Source organism: Pseudarthrobacter sulfonivorans (assembly GCF_014712225.1).
Lineage (GTDB): Bacteria > Actinomycetota > Actinomycetes > Actinomycetales > Micrococcaceae > Arthrobacter > Arthrobacter sulfonivorans.
The window spans coordinates 155,067-177,880 of record NZ_JACXBW010000010.1; the positions used below are offsets into that span (position 1 = coordinate 155,067).

A 22,814-nucleotide genomic window follows, 5' to 3' on the forward strand; every position below is an offset into this window, starting at 1 on the left:
CTTAGTCGAGATTGTACTTATGAACATTCAGACGAACTTAGGCGGGGAAGCCCTGTGAGCACTGGAGGGGCACCGGATCTTGACTCGTTCCCCATCGTGGCGAAAGGGAACAAGTACGAGGATTTCGAGCTGGATCAGGTTATGGCGCACCACTGGGGCCGAACGCTGACACAGGCTGATAACGTGACGTTCTCTACCGCCACCTGCGCATGGCTGCCATTGCATCTCAATGTGGAATACGCCCGCAGCCAGGGTCATCCCGACACGGTCATCAACCCGATGCTGATCCTTTGCACGGCAGTGGGCCTCTCGGTCGAAGACCTCAGCGAGAGCGGCGGGCCGTTCCTCGGCATCGATGACTGCTCATTTGTCCGGCCGGTCTACCCCGGCGACACGATCAGCACCACGTCTCGTGTCGTCGCGATGCGTACGTCGGCCAGCAAGCCAGGCGTGGGAATCGTCACATGGCGCACCACAGCCGTTAACCAGAAGGGCGAGCCCGTTGTGGAGTTCGTCCGAACAAACTTGGTCGCGGCGCGCAATGGCAGCGCTGTGGCCACTACCAGGAGGAAAGAAAATGCGTAAAAGCCGATTGCGACGGAGCGAGCTCTCAACGCCCGGGCACAGCCCCAAGATGATCGCAAAGGCTGCGGCAAGCGACGCCGACCTGGTCTTCCTCGACTTGGAGGACTCAGTTGTGGCGTCCGAGAAGGTGGCTGCACGCAGCAACATCATTGACGGCCTCAACAGTCTCGATTGGGGGAACAAGACACGGGCGGTGCGAATCAATCCAGTGAGTACACAGTGGTGCCACGGTGACCTCATCGACATTGTTTCGGCCGCGGGACGGAACCTGGACGTCATTATCATCCCCAAGGTGCTCGCACCGCGAGACGTGTGGTTCGTCGACGACCTGCTCACCCAGCTTGAAACCTGGAACGGGCTCGAAGTCGGACGAATCGGCGTCGAGGTTCTGATCGAAGAGACAGAGGCGTTGGCCCGGGTCGAGGAGATCGCTGCCAGCTCGCCGCGACTCGAGGCCCTCATCCTCGGGGTTGGTGACTTGTCCGCGAGCCAGGGAATCCGCCTCGGACACATTGGGGCAGCCGCCGAAGGGCAATACGGCTATCCCGGCGACGTTTGGCACTATGCGCGGAACCGCATGATCGTGGCAGCCCGCGCCAACGGTCTCGACGCGATCGACGGCCCCTTCGGGGCGATCTCCAACCCCGACGGCTACGAGCGTGAAGCTTCCTGGGCGGCCACCTTGGGTGCCGTCGGCAAATGGGCGATTCATCCAAGCCAGATCTCGATTGCCAACGAAATATTCGCTCCCACCAAAGCGGAGATCGAACGCGCCACCGCAGCCGTCAGAGCCGTTAAGGAAGCCGAGGCCGCCGGTCTCGGTGCAGCGTCTTTGGGAGGCATGATGATCGATGCCGCCACCACCCGAATCTTCGAGGCGGTACTGGATCGTGCCGATCGGTGCGGTGTGGCATGACCCCCGGCTCGCACCCAGGACCACTTGCCGGCGTCAAGGTCCTTGACCTCACCGCGATGCTGGCGGGTCCGTTCACGACGATGTTGCTCGCTGACCTCGGCGCCGACGTCGTCAAAGTCGAGCCGCTGACCGGCGACAGAACGCGGGGACTCGGCCCGTTGCGGCCGGACGATGATCCCGAGCGGGCGCTCGGTGGATACTTCCAATCGGTGAATCGCGGTAAGCGCAGCGTGGTGCTGGACCTGAAGGTGCCGGAAGACACTGCACGGTTCCTCGAGTTGGTACGCGTCGCTGATGTGCTCGTCGAGAACTTTTCCGCGGGCGTCATGGAGCGACTCGGCCTTTCCTACGAGGTGCTCGCTGACATCAATCCGCGGTTGGTCTACGCGGCACTGCGCGGCTTCGGAGATGCACGCTCAGGGGAGAGCCCCTACGAGTCGTGGCCTGCGTTCGATATCGTAGCCCAGGCCATGGGTGGCTTCGCCGGAATCACAGGCCCGCTGGGCGGACCGCCGCATAAGGCGGGTCCCGGTGTCGGGGACATCTTCCCGGGCACTCTGCTGGCGCTTGGCATCGTGGCCGCTGTACGTCATGCCGAGCACACCGGCCGAGGTCAATTTGTCGACGTCGCGATGTACGATGCCGTGCTTGCGCTGAGCGAGCGTATTGTCTACCAGCACTCGTACCTGGGTACAGTGCCGCAGCCGATGGGGAACGGCCACCCGCTGCTGGCGCCGTTCGATATTATGCAGACGCTCGACGGCTGGATCGCCGTTGCGGCGCCCAGTGATAACCACTGGCGCATTCTTGCCGAAACGATGGCCCGGCCCGATCTGGTCGACGACCCGCAGTTCGTGAATAACGCAGCACGCATTGTAAACGTCGACGCCGTTCGGGAGGTGCTTGGCGGTTGGCTTGCCGGCCATGCGACTGCTGAAGTGATCCGACTCCTTGGAGGCCGGGTTCCGATTGGTCCGGTCAACAATGCGGCAGACATCTTTAAGGATCCGCACGTTCGGCAGCGCGAGATGTTGGTCGACGTCGAGCAGCCCGGTTCGGACGTGCCAGTCACGATCGCCGGCGCACCAATCAAATTTAGCCGCACCCCGGCTTACGTGAGAGGTCGCGGTCCTAAACTCGGTGAGGACGATACGGCAGCAATCCTCGATGAATGGTCAGCCGCCCCACCTCAGGTGGTAAACCCGGCGATTTCCGCAACTAAGGAACGGTGGTGACGATGGTGGATGTCAGCGATTCGGTTCTCGGCATCTCCGGCTGGTTCGAGGACTTCGCGCCAGGACAGCGCATGCGCCACGCGCGCGCGGCGACGGTGGGAGAGCTCGAGGGCAGCGGACCTGCCAAACAGGTGATGAACACCGCTCAGGCGCACTTTAATGACCATTTCCTGACAGGGTCATCGCTTGGCGATGACCGCATCGTCTTCGGCTTGTCCACTGCTTCGCTCGTCTACGGGCTGGCCTCTCAGGACACGGCCGAGCACGCGGTCGCGGAGCTCGGCTGGGGCCGGCTGCGCTTCCTGGCGCCAGTCCATCACGGTGACACGATCGAGGCTTTCACCGAGGTAGTCTCGGTGGAGCCGGGCGATTTCCCGGACGCCTCGGGCGTAGTGGGATTCCGCCACTGGGGTCGGCGCCAGGACGGCGTGGTCGTATTCGAGGGCGAGCGGAAGACATTGATGCGACGGCGTCCAGTTGAGACCGGAGCCGGCACCACCGGTAGTGGAGGATGAGGGCGTGGCGGAAGTGACTGCTCCTGAGGACTTGCCATTAGACGACCGTGCGCCCCACGCGGCATCGTTGACCGATCAGCTCATTGAACGAATACGCGGTATCGATGGCCGGCATAAAGATGCTGTTGCCGGTGCAACCCACTGCATCCTGGACACGCTTGGGGTGGCCATCGCCGGTTCGCGGGAGCCGGTTTCCGCGGTGCTCCTCGCGAGTTTGCTGAGCGAAGGCAGCTCTGGTCAAGCAGGTGTTTGGGGAACAAACGAGCGTGTGTCCCGCACACAGGCGGCGTTCGTCAATGGCACCGCCGCGCACGCACTGGACTTCGATGACGTCAGTGCAGCTATGGAGGGGCATCCATCTGCTCCCCTCCTTCCGGCATTGCTGGCAGCAGCGGAAGGCTCGGGCATTAGCGGCAGCGAACTCATCACAGCCTTCGTGATGGGCTTCGAGACGGAGGCGATGATCGGCCGTCTAATGTCGCCGTCGCACTATGCCCGTGGCTTTCACACCACCGCAACAGTCGGGACATTCGGGGCAGCCGCGGCAAGCGCCCAGGTACTGGGCATCGAGAAGTCCAAGTGGCTGCATGCGTTCGGGATAGCAGGTTCCCAAGCATCGGGCCTGAAGTCCATGTTCGGAACAATGACAAAGCCCTTGCAGGTGGGGGCCGCGGCCGAAAACGGGTTGAGGTCTGCGCTGCTGGCCAGGGGCGGCGTCACGGCCCATCCCGATGTTTTGGGTGCGGCACAGGGTTTCCGAGATACGCAGTCGGACGAAGCCGGGGTCCCGGTTGAGTGGGGCAGGAGCACGCTGGCGATCAGCGACGTCCTGTTCAAATATCACGCCGCCTGCTATCTGACCCACTCGGCAATCGAGGGACTTTTAGCGATGCGCGAGGCAGGTCTTACGCTGGAGCAGGTTCGGTACATCCAACTTCAGGTGCCGCCTGGCCACCTGAAGGTCTGCAACATTCAGACACCGTCCACGCCGCTTGAAGGCAAGTTCAGCCTGCGCTTCGTCACGGCCTTGGCCTTGGCGAAGGGCGACCTGAGTGAAAGCGTGTTCGACGAGGGCTCGCTTCAGGACCATCGAGTGATGGGATTCCTGGACCGGGTTCACGTAGAGGCGAGGACGGGTGAACTTCGGTCGTCGATTGTCTCCGTAACGCTCAACGACGGCACCCAGCGTCGTGCCGACGTCGACGTCAACGAGCCCACTCCGTCCGAGCATCTCGATCGCCGATGGACGGGCCTGGTCAGCAAATTCCATTCCCTGGTGGACCCGGTCCTTGGCCGCGAGGCCGCCGAGGACATCGTTTCGCTCGTCGCAGGACTCGAGGCTGCCCCCAGCGTGGAACCTCTCCTGGAGGCACTCGGGCGCGCCCCTTCGTTGGCGTAACCCGAATCTGCAAGCGGCTCTGCCCGTCCGGCTGGACGTTCCAGGGGCGGCACTGCCCTCAGCACGCGGACTTTGTGCGCATACACACATCGAAAAATTCAAGTACGAAAGGCATCTCGTGGAAAACCACACAGAGTGGAACGATCTGGTCGGCCGTATGGTGCAGGTTCAGAAAAACGGGCACACTATTCGCACCGGGCAGGTGGAGGCCGTAACCGTGACAGCGGACGCTCTCTGGATTAGAGCCGTCGGGGCCGAACCCCGCGCCTTGTATGAGAAGGCAGAGGGCCATAAGGTCCTGCCCATATCGGCTTGATTCGAACGCAGTTATGCAGCTTCGCGGTCCCACGTCCCGTCGGAGGCGAAGTGGCGGTGGCCGTTCCACACGGTCTGCCATGGACGGACGGGTGTTGCTAATCGTCAGTGGTGGGCCTGGCCTGGTTCACGAGCTCTGTGAGCCATGGCCGGTGTTCGCGGTGGAATGTCATTCCTTCAGGCAACCCCTGCACGGAAGGTTCGGAACCCCTGATATCGATGGTGATTCGGCCTCCGGCCATGGGCGCGTTGGTGATGTGCAGGTCCCCGAAGGATTCCGGGAGTACCGGGTCCATCCAAAGACCACCTCGGGACACGTGCGCGTTGTACCGCATCAGGCTCGTGACCAGCAGGATTGGTGTGGTCGCTGCCCAGGCCTGCGGCGAGCAGGCCGTCGGGTATGGCACGGGCCCGGTGACTTCGTCACGGCTGAAGCCGCAGAACAGCTCTGGGAGCCTGCCGTCGGTGTAATCGGCTGCCTCGAACAGGGCGGTGGCGATTCGCTGTGCTTCTTCCACGAAACCGTAACGGATCAGGCCCGCGGCGATGATGGCGTTATCGTGCGGCCAGACCGAGCCGTTGTGGTAACTGGCGGGATTGTAGGCGCCCATGTCGCTGGCCAGGGTTCGGACGCCCCAGCCGGTGAACATTTCGGGGGACATCAGCCGTTCGGCCACCAATGGTATTTTGTCCTCATCGAGTATTCCGTGCCACAGGCATTGCCCCATGTTGGAGGCGCAGGCGTCGACAGGTCGTTTTCTTGCGTCAAGGGCGACGGCGTAGTATCCGCGTTCGGGCATCCAGAACTGCTCGTTGAACCGTTTCTTCAGCTGCGCCGCCTCGTCGGTGAGCCCGGCCGCCAAAGGCGCGTCACCGGCGTCGTACGCCATTACTGCCCGTGACAGTAAGGCGCTGTAGACGTAGGCCTGGACCTCGCAGAGCGCGATAGGCGGCTCGGCCAGTGTCCCGTCGGCGAAGTTGATACCGTCCCAGGAGTCCTTCCAACCTTGATTGATGAGCCCTTGACCGTTGAGGCGCGAGTACTCGACGAACCCGTCGCCGTCCTTGTCGCCGTAATTCCGGACCCAGTCCAGCGCGCGGTCGGCGTGGGGCAGCAGCGCGGCGATAGTGTCCTTCGCAAAACCCCAGCGGTTTACCGATCCTAAGGTGGAAACGAATAGAGGAGTGGCGTCAACGCTGCCGTAGTAGGCGGACTTGCCGCCCAACGCGAGGCCGCCGGAGACACCCAGTCTGACCTCATGCAGGATCTTTCCAGGTTCCTCCTCGCTCATTGGATCCACCATGCTTCCTTGCCTGTCGGCGAGTGTCTGCAAGGTGCCAAGTGCCAGGGAAGGGTCCACCGGCAGCGCCATTAGTGAAGCCCAGAGCGAGTCGCGGCCGAATAGAGTCATGAACCATGGCGCACCGGCGGCCACCACGATCCGTTCCGGATTGTCCGGGTCCTCAATGCGGAGTGCTCCCAGATCGTCGTAGCTTCGCCGCAGCGTCCGTTCGATGGAGCGATTGCCCATGTGTAGGTGGGGGATCTTCGCCAGCCATTCCTGGCGGCGGCGGTCGCTGCGAGTTATCTCACCTTCAGCCGGCCGAACGAAGGAGGCCACTGGGTCCCCGCTGCCGTTGACGACAGGCACCACGCTCAGCAACGTCTTCCACTGGCCGTGCGGCGGGATAACTGTCCGATACCTGAGGCCATCGGGCGTGACGTCGGCGCCGTCCCCCTTAACTATGACGCTCTTCGAGACGTCCTGCCAGACGCCGCTGATAGTCAGAGAGCTGCCGTCGGGTTTCCGGGATTCTTCCCATCGCCGTTGGACACGAGCCTCCTTTACTTCGAAGAGATCCGCGAAATCCGACGCCACGCTGAGGACAACGACACATTCTGCCGCCTCTAAGGAGTAATTGCGGATGGTGATCTCCTCCAGGATCCCCGCGCCTACTTCCCGTAGTCGCTTCACGATCAGGGGGCTGTCCGCATGCCCGTCAGCTCGGGGAACCCGGCCAATAAATAATGCCCGATACGGTTCCTTCGTCTCAGCCGTCAACGGCTCCAGTGGCTGGCCATTCACGGCCAGATTCCAACGCGACAGAATGCGGGTGTCCTCATGGAAAACCCCGTGTGGAGACTCAGGATGGATGTCCCCGTTCGCCAGGGAAATGCAGAAGGATGAACCCTCCACCAAGGTAACGGTGCCGGACCCTACAGGCCCCGCAGCTGTCTCAGCATTCCAACCAGCCATCCCCGACTCCTTCACAGCTAATGAACTGGGCAGCGCAATCCGAAGTCCGGGCCCATCCGTCGATCGCCGCCATCGTCCGATGGATAAGACGCTACGCTTGTCCTTTCCTCGATAGAAGGTGGCTGAACACCCAAGCTTTGGTCGGCTGTTCCGGCCATTCGGCTAAAAGTGGCATCATCGGAGAGGTGACTGGGCACAAGCGCACTGCTTTGCCGCGGGCATCATTATGGGGACCACGCAGACTTTCTCAATAAAATGCTGGTCAACCAGCTAGTATTCGAGGTACCGTCTTAAGCGGGGCACTGAGCGTTGCACATCGACGTGCTGACCTCACTCCCCGCGAAAGGTAAGGCAATGACGTCCCGTCCAACAATCGCCGTCTCTGATCCCACTGCTGTCGTATTCAGGCGCCACCGAGCGATGTCCACCGCCGGGGCATTCTTGTTCATGGTGATGGCGTCGTTGAATATGGCGATGGGGTTCCTGGTGCTGCCAGGATCTAAGTGGTTCGGCGTGACAACCGCAGAGTACTTGCTCTGGTACACCGTGTACATGCTCTCGAGCGCCGCCGTGTTCATTGCAGTAGGCAAGCTCATGGCAACGATCGGTGTGCGACGTGTTGTCATCGCGTCGGGCACACTCGTTGTGCTGTGTCTGTCCGCGATGGCATTCGCGCCTAACATCGTCGTCTTCTACCTGCTGTCCTGCCCTCTTGGGATTGGCTGGGCGGGAACCGCGGCGCTTGCGTCGAACTCCCTCGTCACGGGATGGCATACGGATAGGCGTGGCACGGTCCTTGGCGTTGTGGCCACGGGGATCGGCGTGGGCGGCTTCATATGGGGGATCCTCTTTCCGCCGGTTGTGGCCGCGTTCGGCTTCCGTGGAGGCATGCTTGCGTTGGCCTTTTTGGTGACCTTGTTGTCAGTCGTGCCTGGCATCCTTTTAATCAAAGACCCCCCGCGGTTGGCGGGCGGCAGCACAAGGCAGGAATCGTCGGGGAAACGCCACGGACTCCTCAAAGGTGTGGGCACAGCGGTCGCGTTGCTCGGTGCCGCGGCGCTGGTGATCGCGCTAGAAGGGACTTTCTCGCAGATCCAACCAGCGGTCTACGCCGCCTCCGGTATTGATCTGCAGCTCGCCGGCCTCCTTGTTTCCTACTATGCGCTCTGCGGGGTAGTTGCCAAGCCGGTCCTGGGGTACTTGTACGATCGATTGGGAACTGGCGTCCTCTTTGTTGCGCTGGGTGTGTTGTTTGTTGTGGGACTGCCTGGAATCGCACTACTGCGGGAATCGGGGATTTGGGTCTTCTGGATACTGATCCCGGTCGCAGCGATATCTCTCTCGGTTATCACCGTCGTGTTGCCGCTTCTCACAGTGCGTGCAGTGGGTGAGGACCGCTTTCCGGTCGCTTACGGCGTCGTGATGAGTGGTACGTGGGTGGGTCTAGCCGTCGGTCTGCCGCTGTGGGGATTGACGTTTGACATCACGGGCGACTATGACTTGGCGATGCTGCTGGCCGGAATGGCTGGACTGGTCGGCCTAACCTTCGCCTTTATCGCCTTGAAACTCGGCAGACGCTCCGAGCTCCAACCTCAGACCGAGGCCCAGCTCACCGTTCCGGTGTAGGTGCTGGTGCCCGCTGCGGGAAGTCGGTGAGCCCGCCACAGTCCGGGATTAGATGCCCTGGCGCTCGCGGCCCGGCATATCGGAAGAGGCCAGGGCCACTAGATAACTTTCCTAGTTTCATGCCGGCAACCACTCGACAAACCAGTCGAGGCGGCTGCGTCTGTTTCAGGTCACCTTCCCCACGCCTATCTCGGCCATGCGGCGCACTTTGGCGAGGTGTTCGGTGCCACGGTGTCCGCATGGTCTTGGACTGCCACGCTGTGCCCGCGAGGGTCTTCTCGCTCAAGCGCCATCCGCTCGGCTCCATGCTGAAGACATGTGGGGCTGAGCTGGGATTATCGCGAAGCTTGGTCCAGCAGCTTCCGGAACTGTTCCTCGGTGTTGCGGATGAGTTTTTCGCCGTTAAGGCAGAACGTCAGTGTGCCCGTAACGCCCAGGCCGGTGCCTCGGCGATGCCTTTGCGGATCCGTTCCCTGGTTTCTTCGGCGGTTACGGCGGCGTCCTACTTCTCCAGATCCAGATCCAGATCCAGTCCCAGGTCATGGGCGAGAGTGCGGAAACAGGGCTGCCTGACGCGTCCTGCTTTTCACCCACTGCGGCCGCGTGTCGAACATCTGAATGGACATCTGTGCGAATCCGTTGCGGACCCGGTCACCAAGCGCACTTATGTCAGCGCCGCCAAAGACGGGTGCGCCGACGAACACAAGAAACTCGGACTCAAACCTGCCGCGGCCGGCCGACTCCGCAAGGCAGCCATGCGAACCTCAGCACGACAAGGGCGGATGGCCCAGGCATGCGCCAGGGCGGCCCGCTCAAAGAGCGGACCGCACTGTCGCATCGAGGGGCCTCGCGACGACATTGGTGATTGGGGCAACTCAGAAGGCTACTGGACCATATCGGCAGAAAAGTGTGGCCCATTGCTGCTTTAAAACGGCGTAGCCGCCTGGCCCGTTTTGTCTGCTGCCCACGGAACCAGCCACTTCCCTAGCAGCTTGACCGATAAGGTCAACATCACGCCTGTCACGGACACCGTGATGATTCCTGCGTACATCTGTGCCGTAGCCAGGAGAGACCACGAACTCCAGATCAGCCAGCCGATTCCCTCCCGCGCTGACACGAACTCGATACTTACGACCATGAGCATCGCGACGCCGATGTTCAGCCGCAGCGCGACGAACATGGCCGGCAAGGCGGAAGGGAGCTCAACGTGCCATATTCGCTGAAATCGGGATGCCCCAAAGGACCGTGCAGCTTCTTGAAACCCGCGAGGAGTCGTGCTGAAAGCAGCCATCGTCTGCAGCCAAGTGAAGAAGAATATCGTGATACCGATCATCAGCACTTTCGGCGTTTCCCCCAAGCCGAAGATGAGCAAGAGGATGGGAAAGATCGCCAGCTTGGGGATCATGTACATAGCGGTCAGGACACCGTCCAGCGCCGCCCGTACAAGCCGGGAGAGACCCATGACCATCCCGATGATGGTTCCGGCGATCACTCCCATTATGAAGCCGAAGAGGACGCGCTGCAGACTCACAGACAAGTTGGACCACAGGACTCCTTCCGTAGCGAGTTGTGCAGCTTTGGCAAGGACGCGGGATGGTGCCGGGAAATAAGCGCGGTCAATCGATCCTGACTGTGCGGCAATCTCCCAACTCGCGAGGAATACGATTGGTGCGACCCATGCGAGGCCGGTCTCCGTCCAGCGCCTGCGTCGGCGGTACTGCTGAGGATTCAATTCCGCTGCCGCTGGCCTGATGACCTTGGACGTGGGCTCGGGCATCAGATCACGCTGTATCGGATTTCTTTGTACAACATCAGTCATCTTGGTTCCCCTCGTTCGGCTTCGGTAGTCTGCCGCCTACTTCGCTGCGCAGCAGACCCCAGATTTCTTCCTGTAAGGCCGCGAATTCAGCGGTTCCTCGGATCTCCGGCAGCCTGGGGCGTTCAAATGGGATCCTGAAGTCGGCTATGACTCTGCCCGGCCTCGCCGACATGACGATGACTCTGTCCCCGAGAAGGATGGCTTCCTCCAAGCTGTGTGTGACAAAGACGAGAGTTCGTCGATCTTTCTCCCAAAGCTCAAGCAACTCGTCCTGCATTACCAGCCGCATCTGCGCGTCTAGAGCTGCGAACGGCTCATCCATGAGGAGCACCTCGGGTTCGACGGCCAGTGCCCGTGCAATGGAAACGCGCTGGCGCATCCCGCCGGACAATGTTCCAGGATATGCATTGGCGAAGTCGGATAGGCCAAGGCGGGCCAGCAGACTTTCAACCCGCGCTTTCCCTACTTTCTTTGGGACCCGGGCCAAGTCAAGCCCGAAGCGAACATTGGCGGCAACCGACTTCCAAGGGAAGATGTTGTAATCCTGAAAGACCATCGCCGTCGGCACCTGTGCCGAACGTTTGCGAATTTCGATGGTGCCTTCAGAAGGACGAAGGAGGTCAGCCATGATCTTCAACAGCGTTGATTTTCCGCAACCCGATGGGCCGACGATGCAGACCAGTTCACCATCATTAATAGTGAGGTCGAGCGGTCCAAACGCCCTCATTGCGCCGTTAGCCGACGCAAAAGTCCGGCCTACTCCGGTCGCGATAATTTTAGGTTCCAGTCGTGGCATCGTACCCACACCTGACCCACCAATCGCACCAGTGTCTGGTTGCACAAAAGACCCCTTTTTCGAGATGGCATCATTCATCGGAGGACCGATTCCAAAACTTTGGAGTCGGTGATCTTGTCAACCCCGAGCGGCTTGTCATAGTTGAGCAGTCCACCAACACGGATCCAGAACTCCTCCAAGGGCACCACTGAGTCAAGCGGCGGCGCAAGATTGGGGTCGAAATTCCGAGGCACGCCGGCCTTCAGAACGGACTCCTCGACGCCGATGATTTTTGACAGCGCGGTCAGGACGTCTGGATCGCTGTAGTAATTGCCCTGAAGGTGTGTGCGGGCAGTCCGAAGCATCGCGCGGACAACCGCCTGGGCAACCTCGGGCCGGTCCTCAATGAGGTTGCCCATGATTGTTCCGATGATCCCCTTGTTCCAAGGTGCCACTAAGACGGCGTCACCGCTCTCCTTCAACGCCTTCGCGAACGGCAGGGCCACTGATCCCAGCTCAACGGCTCCATTTTGGAGTGCCTGGACAGTCTCGGGAGGTGTCAGTTCTACCAAAGTCACATCTTTGATCGAGAGTTCACATGAATTGAGGTAGGTGTCCAGCGAAACAGCAAGGGGATTTCCTTCGCCCCCAGTCTGAATTGCAACGCTCTTGCCTTTAAGATCGCAAGCAGAAGTGGTGCCATCACCGCCAGGGCGCTGCCACCACCCCGCATCGGCGGCCTTGGCAACTTCTCCTCCGCCGGTCACGAATCGGATGTTTGAGCCGTCAGCTGCTTGGTTGAACATGCCCGCGAAGGGGGCGGTGACGGCAAGGTCTAACCGGTTTTGGGCCATTAAGGCGAAGATCGTGCTGGCCGGGGAAACGACCTCGATCTGTACGTCGATGTTCTCCTTCTCGAACTCGCCCATCGCTTCTGCCAGGGTGAGGACGGCATAGCCCTCGCCGTTTCCGGCAGTTGCGGCTTTTAGCGTGACGCGCTCAGCGAGTGGGTTCGGATCCAAGCCCGGCTTTAGATCTTCCTTCGCCACTACTGACTCCGCCCGGTCCCGGGCGTCGCAGGCGGCGACCGTGAAAAGGAGAGCAGCCGCGACCGCGGCCGCGAGTGGCCGGCCAGCGAATCGGCTAACTGACGGTACAAAACCATCCTTCATGAATTGCCCTTTCTATAGGTTCAAAAGAGGAGAAAATAAGGCGTTATGCGGACTTCTGGCGGCACTTGCTGTGTCTGCTGAGGTGGCCGACTACGTCGTCATCACGACTCCCGCGCGTTGGAGCGCCGGCACGGGCGGCACATCACCAGCCTCGAGAGCCGGCGCGACGAAAGCTTCCGCGACAGCGGGGCCACACAGTGGGATGGTCTGTCCACGGAAGCCCCGCACCGGACATGCATCAGCCAATGTAGCTCGACTACGTGGCGTTTGAGGCCCAGGGTGAGGACGCCGAAACATGGCGAAGATGCGGTTCGCCCGATAGCCCGCAGACTCGCGGCATGGGCGGCTGGGTGTCGTTCCTCTGGACAGGGTCAGTCCAAGTAGGTGATAAAGCGTCTGACTACGCCGCCTCGATGAGCAAACTCTTCCCCTTCGTTGATGCCATCGAGGTCAATGGCGTTGGCGAGTAGGTGGTCCAGGTTGTACCTGTCTACAGGCACAACCTGGGCGAAGAACGGGACATCGACCTTGAAGTCCCGGGTAAGACGGTGATGGAGGCCACACTAGCAAAAATAACTGAACAGTCAACTACTTTCCGTCAGGCTGCTCGCTGAGGGCCATTCACTAAACTGGAAGACGCCAGCTAGCCATACACATAAACCCTTGACTAATGTTGCTGGTTGACTAACTATTAGGTGGGTAACAGGCGATGCACGCTTATCACGCCACTCGCCCAAGCCCTGCCGATGTTGTTGCCTCGCATCGGTAGCATTGCTTCCCGAAAGGACATTTATGGCCATCGATGCCTGCATTGTCGGCATAGGCACCAGTCATGCCGTTGGTCTGGAGCTCGGGCAAACGCCGCTCGCGCTGCAGTTCGAAGCGTTCACTGCGTCACTGGAGGACGCTGGTCTGGACAAGGACTTGGTCGACGGAATCATTACGGCCCGCGGCGCACCGTCCGGTGTCGATTACGACGAGTTCGTGGTTGCAGCCGGCCTGAACGTTCGTTGGGTCAGCCAAATGTGGTCGCACGGGCGGTGGACGGCTTCCGCGCTTTCTCAGGCAGCACTTGCCGTGTCTGCTGGCGTGGCGGACTATGTCGCCGTCACCAACTCCCACGTGTCGGAGCGTGGATACGGGCGGCACCTCACCAGCCTCGACAACCGGCTCGACGAGAGCTTCCGCGACGGCGGCGGACCGTACAGCGGATGGGCTATCCATGGAAGCCCTGGCGCCGGCACCGGAGCGGCATTGGTCACTCAGCAGTACATGGACAGATACGGTGCTACCCCTGCCGATCTCGCGGCAGTCGCGGTCGGCCACCGCCTTCATGCCGCCCGAAACCCATTCGCACTTCTGCGCGACGATCCGCTGACCGAGGCGGACTACCTGGCATCACCCGAAATCCTCGGCCCTCTTCGCTCACCTGACATCTGTCGCATGATTGACGGAGCGACGAGTCTTATCGTGACTACGTCTGACCGGGCTGCTGAGCTTGATGTTCCCTTCGTCCGCATCGCGGGGATTGAGGGGATTCGGGCCAGCAGGGACAACTACGTGTTCTTCTCACGTCCGGGACTCGGCTCCGGTATCAGCGCCCCATCGGACTACATCGCGCCGGATACATCTCCGGTCTACGAGATGGCGGGCGTTTCGCGCGCCGACATCGATGCGCTCTACCTGTATGACCCGTTCGCGCATATGGTGTGGATGGTCATGGAGCGATGGGGGTTCTGCAAGGAGGGTGAAGCCGCGTCCTATGTCCGAGAGAGGGGCATCGGCCTCGATTCACCATTGCCGATCAACACCAACGGCGGCCTCCTCGCAGAGGGGCACCTCTTCGGATACGGCCATCTCATTGAGATGACACGGCAGCTCCGAGGCACCGCCGGCGATCGACAGGTCACCGATGCCACCGTGTTGCAGTGGGCCAATGCTTGGGGCGACTCGCTCATCCTGACGAACCAGAGGGGCTAAACATGTCAACTAAGGAAGCCGCAGATCACTTGGCACTTATTCCGCTGAAGGGGCGCGGGCGTGGTCTTCCTCCGCTCGTCCATCCCGAAATTGCGCCGTTCTGGAATTCGGTTGCGGCCGGACGGCTCTCTCTGCAACGGTGCAAGGCCTGCGGGACGCTCAGGTTCCCGCTGGCTCCAAGATGCCATACATGCCTGAGCGCCTCCTACGATTGGGAGGTCATCGATCCTCGGGGTTCGGTAAACGTCGCAGTCCTCAATCCCAGCGCTCCTGAAGGGATGCCGCGGATCGGCCTCGAGCCCCCATGGCAGGACGTGACCCCCTACATTACCGGCGCGGTTGACATGGACTGCGGCATCCGGCTGCCAGGACGAATTATCTGCGACTGCAACCAGGCGCGAATCCCCGGAACTCGTGTCCGGGGCGTCATATTGGAGACAACGGATGGCACTCCCGTATATGGCTTTGCGCATACCTGTGTTGTTGAGGTTGACGCCCCAGCGTAACTATCACCGCAGGACCCGGATTCCTGCGCCCACTGGCACCTCGCAGGGCCGACTCTGTCCAGGGTTTTATTGACGAGGGCTGGGGTTTGCTGCTTACGAGAGCAAGCCCCAGCCACGGAGCAGATCCCACGTGCCTGGGCTATAGGGCTGGCCGCATGCGATACCGGTTTGCCGCCGCTGCCGACGTCGTGGGTGACGCTGGCGAACCCGAACAGGGGCGCGCCGTCTTCGCAGGATCCAGCGCGCCCAATGGTCTGTCACGTACCGGCGGTGAAGGCCAAACCGCATCAGACTGACTAGATTTCCCCTGATTTACCTTGGCGGCCGAAGGGTTGACAAGAAAGTTAGTTGGCTGTTCACTTATATTCGAAGTGGTCCGCATCACGAGTAAGTGATACGCCACAGTGTCCGTCGGAATGTCTTCGGACTCCAGCAAAGGAGCTACGGTGAAATTTGGCGCTTGTGTGGTTGGTCTCGGCACCAGCGAGGTGATCGGGAAAGATCCCGGCCGCAGCCCGCTGCGCTTGCAGTTCGAGTCGTTCCGCGCCGCGCTGAAGGATGCCAACCTCCAGAAGGCCGATGTCAACGGCATGGTGACCGCCTGGGGCGCTCCGCGCGGCGTTGACTATGACGAGTTCGTGGTGGCTGCAGGTTTAGACCTTACTTGGGTAAGCCAGCTGTGGACCCACGGCAGGTGGACAGCCACCGCGATCCAGCAGGCTGCCATGGCCGTGTCCACAGGTGTTGCCGACGTTGTGGCGGTCATCAACAGCCACGTAGCCGGTCAGGGTTACTCGCGCCATTTCGGCACCATGATCTCACCACTCGGCGGTTCCATGGACGAGGCGATGCGCGACGGAGGAGGCCCCTATGGAAACTGGACGGTCCACGGCACACCGGGCGCCGGTGCAGGGGCAGCATTGGCCGCGAGGCAGTACATGGACCGTTATGGTGCAACGGAAGACGATCTCGCCGTGATTCCTGTAACCCAGCGGGCATTCGCCGGCAACAATCCCCAGGCTCTCCTTCGCAACCAGCCGCTGACCACCGACCAGTACTTGGCAGAACCCAAGCTCTTCGGCCCGCTCCGGCAGTCGGACATGTGCGAAATGGTGGATGCCTCGACCTGCCTGATCGTGACTACGCCGGAGCGCGCAGCCGAACTCGGGCGGCCCATGGTGCATATCGCGGGGATCCAAGGCATCCGGGCTAATCGAGACAGTTATGTCTTCTTCTCTCGCCCCGGCCTGGGCGCAGGCGTGGGCAAGTCCTACGACTACGTCGCACCCAAGACCTTTCCGGTGTTTGAGATGGCCGGCCTCGGACGAGAAGACATGGATGGTTTCTACACCTACGATCCATTTTCGTCCCAGATCTGGATGGCTCTAGAACGCTGGGGATACGTGGGTGCCGGAGAAGCCGCCGCCTATTGCCGTGAGTACGGAATCGGCCTTGACTCTCCACTTCCCATGAACACTTCCGGGGGAAGCCTGGCAGAGGGCCACCTCTACGGCTACGGACACATGCTCGAGATGGTCCGACAGTTGCGCGGCGAGGCAGGTGCGCGGCAGATCGAAGGTGCTAAGGCGTTGCAATGGGGTACCCCTTGGGGCGACTCCCTGGTCATGACAACCGAAGGAGTGAGGTAACCACGTGAAGCAGTCTGAGAATCCAGTCCGATTCGACCTGGTTCGCGTGGATGCGGCAGCAGGGCCAGCACCGCACCTCCATCCGGACATCGCGGGGTTTTGGAGTTCGTTGGACCACGGCCAGCTCTCGCTCCAAAGATGCGGTTCCTGTGAGACCCTTCGTTTCCCGATCTCGCCCAACTGCCACGAATGTCTAAGCAGTGACTTCTCGTGGGAGCCGATTGAACCTCGAGGCACCGTCAATGTGGCCATCCAGGCCCATGAGGCCGTATCGAAGTTACCGGCCAGTGGAATAAGCCTGTCAGAGCCCTGGCGCGGCATGACCCCTTACCTATCCGGCGTGGTCGACATGGACGCGGGCGTGCGGCTTCCCGGCCGTATTGTCTGCCGTTGCGGCGACGCCCTCATCCCAGGCACGGAAGTCAACGCCGTGCTGCTCGATGCGGCCCAGGACATCACGATCTACGGGTTCCTGCATGAATGCGAAACAACGAGGAGAACTAAATGAGTGTCAGTGAACAGTCGGATTCGGGTAGGAGGCAGTTCTCGATCGGAATCGATGTCGGCGGAACGTTCACGGACCTCGCGTGCGGTGACGGAAAGTCCTTGTGGCGGGCCAAATCCCCTACGGATCCGCAGAACTTCGGCCGGGGCGTCATGGGCGCTTGCCAGCTCGTGGCCGAGCAAATCGGTTTGAGCCTCGACGACCTCCTCGGCCAGGTCGCACGATTCGGCCTCGGCACCACGGCAGTCACGAATGCGCTGGTTGAGAAGCATGGTGTCAAGGCTGGCCTGCTAATGACTGTGGGCTTCGAGGACACGCTCGACATGGCACGATCCCGGAGGGTGTCTTCCAACGGGTGGCTGATTCCACCGTGGAGCCCGATCGAACGTTCCGCTGTGGTGGGAATCAACGAGCGTGTGGACCGGGAGGGGGCGGTCCTCGTACCCGTCGACCTTGGCGAGGTCCGCACTCGTGTGGACGAACTCATCGCAGAACATCAGATTGAGGCCATCGCGGTCTCGTTCCTCTGGTCGTTCAAGAACCCGGCCAATGAGCTCGCAGTTGTCGAATACATCCGCAGGGAATATCCCGACATGCCGGTGTTCAGCGGCGTCGAACTCCACCCGAGTATCCGGGAATACGAGCGGACTTTGGTGGCGGCACTTAACGCGGTAACCAGCAATGCGCTTGACGGCATTGAGGCACTGGCCGGTGAGCTCAAGTCAAACGGTCTTCAAGTACCGCTCCTGCTGCTCCAGACCAGCGGTGGAACGGTAACCCTGGCAGAGGCGCGACGGTCCCCGGTGGTCCTGGTCGCTTCCGGCCCGGCCGCCGGCGTCATGGCAGCCGCCGAGGTGTGCGCGGACGAGGGCCTGACTGACGCCATCTGCGGCGACATGGGTGGCACGAGCTTTGACCTGGCGGTCATCGCCGGCGGGCAACCGCAGCGCTCAGAGCGCGGCGAACTGCACGGGATGATCATCGCCCAGCCTCGCATCGACACCCTTTCCATCGGCTCCGGTGGGGGCTCGATCGCGTGGGTCGACGGCCGCGGGCTGCTTCGCGTGGGTCCTCGATCCGCCCGAGCCTGGCCCGGCCCGGCCTGTTACGGCAACGGCGGCACCGACGCGACAATCACCGACGCCCTCGTTGTTCTCGGCTACATCGACCCAGCCAGTTTCCTCGGCGGCACGATGACCCTCGATCGCGCGGCATCAATGCGTGTGTGCGGTGAACTGGGGGCAAAGCTCGGTCTCTCCGCGGAAGACGCGGCGTGGGGCATCCGCGAGATCGCCCTCGCTGAGATGACCAAGGCCACAAAGCTTCACGCTGGCTCCAGCGGTCTCGATCCGCGACGGCTCTCATTGATCTCCTACGGAGGGAGCGGCGGCCTGTTTACGGGGAGTATCGCCGCAGCGGCGAACATTTCGACAGTGATCGTCCCTCCTGCAGCCTCGGTTCTGTCCGCTTTCGGCGCAGCATCCGCCGATGTCAGACGCCAGAGGATCAAGTCCGCCAGCCTGCTGCTGACTGCGGCGGATGCGCAGACCATCGCAACGGATCTGCGCAGTCTCGGGGAAAGTGTCTTTCAGGATGTCGGCGAAGACGGCGTGGCCGAAAGCGATCGGATCGTCACGTATGACGTTGGCGTCCGCTTCTACCGCCAGACGTCGGAAGTATCGGTGGCTCTAGCCGGTACTGAATTCGACGCGAGCGCAGTCCGCGACGCTTTCCTCGCTATCTACGCGAGCCGGTACGGTGCGGGAGCCGTTGGGCGCAACACGCCGCTCGAACTGACCTTCCTCCGGGCCGTCGCAACGGGCCGGCTCCCACGGGCAACTTTCCCGGTTGACACGTCGCCGAGATCGAGCGGCACGCGGGCGCCTTCGTCGTATCGCTCGGTCTATCTGGACCGCGATGGCGCTCAGGACCTGCCCTGCTACCGGACCCCCGACCTCGTGCCAGGTGATTGGGTAGAGGGCCCCGCGCTCGCCGATGATGTGGACACCACAGTGTTCATCCCACGTGGCGCCATCCTGACAATGGGGGAGCGCCGCTCCCTTAGGTTGGACATGAGCTCTTCACCGCTCGCGGACGACATCGATTCCACAGTGTTTATCCCACACGGCGCGACCCTTGCAACGGGTGAGCGGCGTTCCCTCAGAATGGACGTGACCTCCTCATGACGCTCGACAACATCTCACTTGAGGTCATGCGGCACCAACTGGAGGCCTTCTGCGCCGAAGGCGCCGTGACCATCCGCCGCACGGCAGTAAGCCCACTCGTGGTCGAGGGCGGCGACTACTCGTGCACCATGCTCGACGGCGTTGGCCGCCTGGTTACCGGTGGCGGACATATTCCGTACCACTTCTTCGCGGCCACCAACGCGATCGAGGGCGTCCTTAAAGAGCACGGCTCTGAGATCTACGACGGCGACGTCTTCCTGGCCAACGATCCGCACCGCGGAGGCGGACTGCACGCTCAGGACGTGTTCATCATGCGGCCGGTGTTCGCAGCGGGTCGGCTCGTCGCATGGATGGCTAATTCTGCCCATGTTGTGGACGTGGGTGGCATGGTTCCGGGCTCGTTCGCGCCAGCTGCCACAGAGGCCTACCAGGAGGCGCTTCGGTTGCCCCCCGTAAAGATCACTTCCCGCGGAGTTGAGCAGAAGGATATTTGGAGCATCCTGCTCAACAACGTCCGCATGTCAGACCTGGTCGAGATGGACATCCGTGCCTTGTGCGCGGGTGTCGATATCGCAGCCGCGAAGGTTCAGGAACTCGCCGAGGAAATTGGACCCGACGCGCTGCAGGCGGGCTTCGACGAGCTCAACCGTCGCACGGAGGCGGCAGTCCGGCGGGAACTCGAAATCCTGGAGGACGGGGTCTACCGGTCAACCAGCTGGACAGAGTGGAATGAAGAGCGGTTCCGTATTCCATGTACGACGACGGTAGCCGGAGACTCGATCCGGTTCGACTTCACCGGGGCTGCCGACCAGACCACCCACTTCTTCAACACCAAGACGTACATCGTCAAGGGGAAGATCGGGGTGGAGCTCCGGCGCATGATGGGGCGCGATCTTCCGCTCAACCAGGGGTTCTACGACGCTTTGGACGTGTACTGCCCTGAGGGAAGCATTGTGAACTGTACGCACCCCGCTCCCGTCGGTGCCGCACACCTGATGGCGTCACACGATGCGAGCGAAGCGGCCCAGCGGACCTTCCATCAGGCGGTCGCAGCTTCGCCGGAGAGCCCAAGCCGGCCGTTCCTGTCCAGTTCGCAGGCGATGTCGGCCAACACGGTGGTTACCTTTCACGGACAGGGTCTGACCGGGAACACCGATTCATGGATCATGGTCGACGGAACCGCCGCCGGGTCGCCGGCAGGCAACGACCGCGACGGCACCGACTTCAGCTTCTATCTGCTCGGCTCAACTGCCTCGATCGAGACGAATGATGTTGAGGTCAGCGAGTCCTGGTACCCGCTTCGGTTCACCCACCGCCGCCGTTCGACTGGGGTTAGCGGTGCTGGCGAGTTCCGTGGCGGTTCCGGAGTCGACCTGGAGTTCACCGTTGCTGGTTCCCCGCTTCTGACCGGTTCCAGCATCGGCGGGCACGGACTTGTCCCTCTGGTCGGAACGGCCGGAGGTGCGCCCGGACGTCCGACGAGGATCGAACTGCGAGATCCCGAAGGGGTAGGGGCGCGAATCAGCACCCTCACCCAGGGCTTCGCGCTGCCCGAAGGCCACAGCTACTCGGTGAGGGCCGCCGGCGGCGGGGGCTGGGGCGATCCGCTGGACCGTGACGTTGCGGCGGTGCTTCACGATGTGGAGACTGGACGCATCACGGCCGAGGAGGCCAGCGAGGTCTACGGCGTGGATGCTTATTCCCGCACGGCTTCCGGACGGCCGGAGCTACTTCAAGAGCGGCTGCGGCAGGCTGAGCCTGCTGCGGTTCAGCCGAAGGATGTTGACCCCGATGAATTGCGATCGGTGGCTTCCCACCCGATCACGCCCGGTGTGGAGCAGCGCGGGGGAGTAGCTGTCAGCATCCGGTCCGGCGCGGTGCTGGCACATTCACCCGCTCACTGGACCGAAGGTTGCCCTGTCCTCCGCGTACCCGTCGTCGACGGAGTGGAGACGCGAAGCTACCTGGATCCAATGACCGGTCACATCCTGCACACGGAAGTTGCGGTAGCCGGCGAGACCAGGAGCTTCGAATCAAGCCCCGCCCGCTGGACCGCCTGGGAGCGCTAACCCTCCTCGGTTTACTGAAAACCCAACGTCGGAAAGTATCCGCGTTCTACCAATATGCCCAAAAACTAAGGAGTAGTTCAATGAAGAACAAAACAAATAGTCGTCAGATTGGATGGCGTCGTCGTCTCGTTACGGCGATCAGCTTTATGGCTGTCATGAGTGTTGCAGCGACCGGGTGTGCGGCCACGAGCGCCAGCAGCACCAACGAAAGCGGCAAAGCGGATTTCGTCCTCTATGCCAGCCTGGGGCGCTCGGGTGCCAGCGCCAGCTTTGCCTCCTCGATTGAGGCCGGTATCAACGCAGCCGTCGCCACGGTCAACGACCAGGGCGGCCTGCTCGGGCGTCCGATGAAGCTGGAAGTTGAGAATAACGAGAGCGTGGCGACGAAAGCTGTCTCCAACCTGCAGAATCGCCTGCGCAATGGCGCACCGGACCTCGTCTGGGCAGGCAGCACAAGCTCTGAGACCCTTGCCATGCTCAGCCTCACCACTCGCGAAAAGGTCATCGCGTTGAACAACGCCTCGGCACCACAGATCGGAGAGGCTTCAACCTTCCCATACAGCTTCAGCGCCGGTGTAGGCAACGAGGCCCAGGCTCAATTCCTCCTTCGAAATTTGAAGGAGAAGGGGCACAAGACGATTGGTGTCCTGACCGCAAAAGGGGCCTTCGGTGAGGCACTGAGCAGTCAGTACAAAAAGACGTTCGAAGGGGCAGGACTTACGGTAATACCGGAATCCTACGAGCCCGACGCAGTCGAGATGGACGGCCCCTTGGCGCGAATCCGCGACAAGGGCCCCGACGCGGTCGTCTTCAACGACTTTGTGCACCCCGCCTACATCCTTGCGAGCCGCGTCAAGGCAGGCATGGGCAACGTGCCCTTCTACGGTGATGCCTCCACCACCATCAACGACATGTCGAAGACGGTAAGTGCAGATCAGAAGGAGGGGGTCACTCTCATGTCATACAAAGTCCAGACGACCGCCGCTGACCGTCCTGCCGTCAAAAACCTAATCCAGACGCTCAACAAGGCCAACGTCTCCATCTCCTCCGGCCTTTATCTCTACGCGCTGGCCTACGACACGGTCCTGGCCTATGCAAACGCCGTTGAGGCAACCAAGTCGACCGACGTCGATAAGGTCCGGACCGCCATGGAGTCCGGCGAGGGGAAGAAATACGCGCTGGCCCTTACCGACAACATCGGCTGGACCAAAGACGTGCACATCGGAGCGGGCGAAGACGCGGAACTGTTCAGCCTGATCCCAGTCTCGCCAATGGTCGCAGGCCAGTTCCAACTGCAGAAATAG

The 22,814-nt window shown here is 61.6% G+C and carries 17 protein-coding genes; 13 read left to right on the forward strand and 4 right to left on the reverse strand.

The features are described from left to right. The first annotated feature begins 54 nt into the window (after positions 1–54). The 5 genes from IAQ70_RS14285 to IAQ70_RS14305 are packed head-to-tail and all read left to right on the forward strand — an operon-like array spanning position 55 to position 4,650. Positions 55–585, forward strand: a complete 531-nt coding sequence (locus IAQ70_RS14285) for a MaoC family dehydratase (RefSeq protein WP_317983668.1) — start codon at positions 55–57, stop codon at positions 583–585. Further along, entirely contained in the window at positions 578–1,501 is a 924-nt protein-coding gene (locus IAQ70_RS14290) for an HpcH/HpaI aldolase/citrate lyase family protein (RefSeq protein ID WP_190989972.1), read from the forward strand. Before IAQ70_RS14285 ends, IAQ70_RS14290 begins: the two co-directional genes overlap by 8 nt. After that, a complete protein-coding gene (locus tag IAQ70_RS14295; protein ID WP_190989973.1) occupies positions 1,498–2,736 on the forward strand; it encodes a CaiB/BaiF CoA transferase family protein in 1,239 nt (412 codons plus the stop codon). The genes IAQ70_RS14290 and IAQ70_RS14295 overlap by 4 nt, the downstream gene beginning before the upstream one ends. 2 nt (positions 2,737–2,738) lie before the next feature. Then, complete coding sequence (locus IAQ70_RS14300) at positions 2,739–3,251, forward strand: MaoC family dehydratase (RefSeq protein WP_190990044.1); 513 nt, start codon at positions 2,739–2,741, stop codon at positions 3,249–3,251. A gap of 4 nt (positions 3,252–3,255) precedes the next feature. Continuing rightward, positions 3,256–4,650: an MmgE/PrpD family protein gene (locus IAQ70_RS14305; protein WP_190989974.1), complete on the forward strand. Its 1,395-nt coding sequence runs from the start codon at positions 3,256–3,258 to the stop codon at positions 4,648–4,650. 413 nt (positions 4,651–5,063) lie between these two features. Here the strand turns inward: IAQ70_RS14305 and IAQ70_RS14310 are convergent, their stop codons facing one another. Then, the gene (locus tag IAQ70_RS14310) at positions 5,064–7,223 is read right to left on the reverse strand and encodes an amylo-alpha-1,6-glucosidase (RefSeq protein WP_190989975.1); all 2,160 of its coding nucleotides are present in this window, start codon (positions 7,221–7,223) and stop codon (positions 5,064–5,066) included. 354 nt (positions 7,224–7,577) lie between these two features. Here IAQ70_RS14310 and IAQ70_RS14315 point away from each other — a divergent pair, with 354 nt between their 5' ends. Next, positions 7,578–8,849 (forward strand): MFS transporter, encoded by a 1,272-nt coding sequence (locus IAQ70_RS14315; RefSeq protein ID WP_190989976.1) that lies wholly within the window; start codon positions 7,578–7,580, stop codon positions 8,847–8,849. A gap of 925 nt (positions 8,850–9,774) precedes the next feature. On the opposite strand, the gene IAQ70_RS14320 is transcribed toward IAQ70_RS14315, so the two are convergent. From IAQ70_RS14320 to IAQ70_RS14330, 3 genes are read right to left on the reverse strand one after another with little or no spacing between them, the layout of a single operon-like run. Beyond that, complete coding sequence (locus IAQ70_RS14320) at positions 9,775–10,668, reverse strand: ABC transporter permease (RefSeq protein ID WP_190989977.1); 894 nt, start codon at positions 10,666–10,668, stop codon at positions 9,775–9,777. Continuing rightward, positions 10,661–11,542: an ABC transporter ATP-binding protein gene (locus IAQ70_RS14325; protein ID WP_223860072.1), complete on the reverse strand. Its 882-nt coding sequence runs from the start codon at positions 11,540–11,542 to the stop codon at positions 10,661–10,663. The genes IAQ70_RS14320 and IAQ70_RS14325 overlap by 8 nt, the downstream gene beginning before the upstream one ends. Beyond that, positions 11,539–12,492 carry an ABC transporter substrate-binding protein gene (locus tag IAQ70_RS14330; protein WP_190989978.1) on the reverse strand — a complete coding sequence of 318 codons (954 nt, stop codon included), beginning with the start codon at positions 12,490–12,492 and terminating at the stop codon, positions 11,539–11,541. Before IAQ70_RS14330 ends, IAQ70_RS14325 begins: the two co-directional genes overlap by 4 nt. Positions 12,493–13,407: 915 nt before the next feature. On the opposite strand from IAQ70_RS14330, the gene IAQ70_RS14335 reads away from it, so the two are divergent. The 7 genes from IAQ70_RS14335 to IAQ70_RS14365 all read left to right on the forward strand — a co-directional run bounded on the left by IAQ70_RS14335 (position 13,408) and on the right by IAQ70_RS14365 (position 22,814). Next, positions 13,408–14,595 carry a thiolase family protein gene (locus IAQ70_RS14335; RefSeq protein WP_190989979.1) on the forward strand — a complete coding sequence of 396 codons (1,188 nt, stop codon included), beginning with the start codon at positions 13,408–13,410 and terminating at the stop codon, positions 14,593–14,595. 2 nt (positions 14,596–14,597) lie between these two features. Further along, positions 14,598–15,101, forward strand: coding sequence for a Zn-ribbon domain-containing OB-fold protein (locus IAQ70_RS23385; protein WP_190989980.1), 504 nt, complete (start codon positions 14,598–14,600; stop codon positions 15,099–15,101). Between the two features lie 446 nt (positions 15,102–15,547). Continuing rightward, positions 15,548–16,750 carry a thiolase C-terminal domain-containing protein gene (locus IAQ70_RS14345; protein ID WP_190989981.1) on the forward strand — a complete coding sequence of 401 codons (1,203 nt, stop codon included), beginning with the start codon at positions 15,548–15,550 and terminating at the stop codon, positions 16,748–16,750. Positions 16,751–16,796: 46 nt separating this feature from the next. Then, entirely contained in the window at positions 16,797–17,258 is a 462-nt protein-coding gene (locus IAQ70_RS23390) for a Zn-ribbon domain-containing OB-fold protein (protein ID WP_407682595.1), read from the forward strand. Further along, positions 17,255–19,441, forward strand: a complete 2,187-nt coding sequence (locus IAQ70_RS14355; protein ID WP_190989983.1) for a hydantoinase/oxoprolinase family protein — start codon at positions 17,255–17,257, stop codon at positions 19,439–19,441. The genes IAQ70_RS23390 and IAQ70_RS14355 overlap by 4 nt, the downstream gene beginning before the upstream one ends. Continuing rightward, a complete protein-coding gene (locus IAQ70_RS14360) occupies positions 19,438–21,510 on the forward strand; it encodes a hydantoinase B/oxoprolinase family protein (RefSeq protein ID WP_190989984.1) in 2,073 nt (690 codons plus the stop codon). Before IAQ70_RS14355 ends, IAQ70_RS14360 begins: the two co-directional genes overlap by 4 nt. A gap of 80 nt (positions 21,511–21,590) precedes the next feature. Further along, positions 21,591–22,814: an ABC transporter substrate-binding protein gene (locus IAQ70_RS14365; RefSeq protein WP_190989985.1), complete on the forward strand. Its 1,224-nt coding sequence runs from the start codon at positions 21,591–21,593 to the stop codon at positions 22,812–22,814.

Excerpts from the sequence above, each read along its gene's own strand:
- IAQ70_RS14360 (WP_190989984.1), top strand. The coding sequence starts at position 19,438 with ATGACGCTCGACAACATCTCACTTGAGGTCATGCGGCACCAACTGGAG.
- IAQ70_RS14310 (WP_190989975.1), bottom strand. The coding sequence starts at position 7,223 with ATGGCTGGTTGGAATGCTGAGACAGCTGCGGGGCCTGTAGGGTCCGGC.
- IAQ70_RS14315 (WP_190989976.1), top strand. The coding sequence starts at position 7,578 with ATGACGTCCCGTCCAACAATCGCCGTCTCTGATCCCACTGCTGTCGTA.
- IAQ70_RS14320 (WP_190989977.1), bottom strand. The coding sequence starts at position 10,668 with ATGACTGATGTTGTACAAAGAAATCCGATACAGCGTGATCTGATGCCC.
- IAQ70_RS14335 (WP_190989979.1), top strand. The coding sequence starts at position 13,408 with ATGGCCATCGATGCCTGCATTGTCGGCATAGGCACCAGTCATGCCGTT.
- IAQ70_RS14325 (WP_223860072.1), bottom strand. The coding sequence starts at position 11,542 with ATGAATGATGCCATCTCGAAAAAGGGGTCTTTTGTGCAACCAGACACT.
- IAQ70_RS14355 (WP_190989983.1), top strand. The coding sequence starts at position 17,255 with ATGAGTGTCAGTGAACAGTCGGATTCGGGTAGGAGGCAGTTCTCGATC.
- IAQ70_RS14290 (WP_190989972.1), top strand. The coding sequence starts at position 578 with ATGCGTAAAAGCCGATTGCGACGGAGCGAGCTCTCAACGCCCGGGCAC.
- IAQ70_RS14300 (WP_190990044.1), top strand. The coding sequence starts at position 2,739 with ATGGTGGATGTCAGCGATTCGGTTCTCGGCATCTCCGGCTGGTTCGAG.
- IAQ70_RS14295 (WP_190989973.1), top strand. The coding sequence starts at position 1,498 with ATGACCCCCGGCTCGCACCCAGGACCACTTGCCGGCGTCAAGGTCCTT.
- IAQ70_RS23385 (WP_190989980.1), top strand. The coding sequence starts at position 14,598 with ATGTCAACTAAGGAAGCCGCAGATCACTTGGCACTTATTCCGCTGAAG.
- IAQ70_RS14365 (WP_190989985.1), top strand. The coding sequence starts at position 21,591 with ATGAAGAACAAAACAAATAGTCGTCAGATTGGATGGCGTCGTCGTCTC.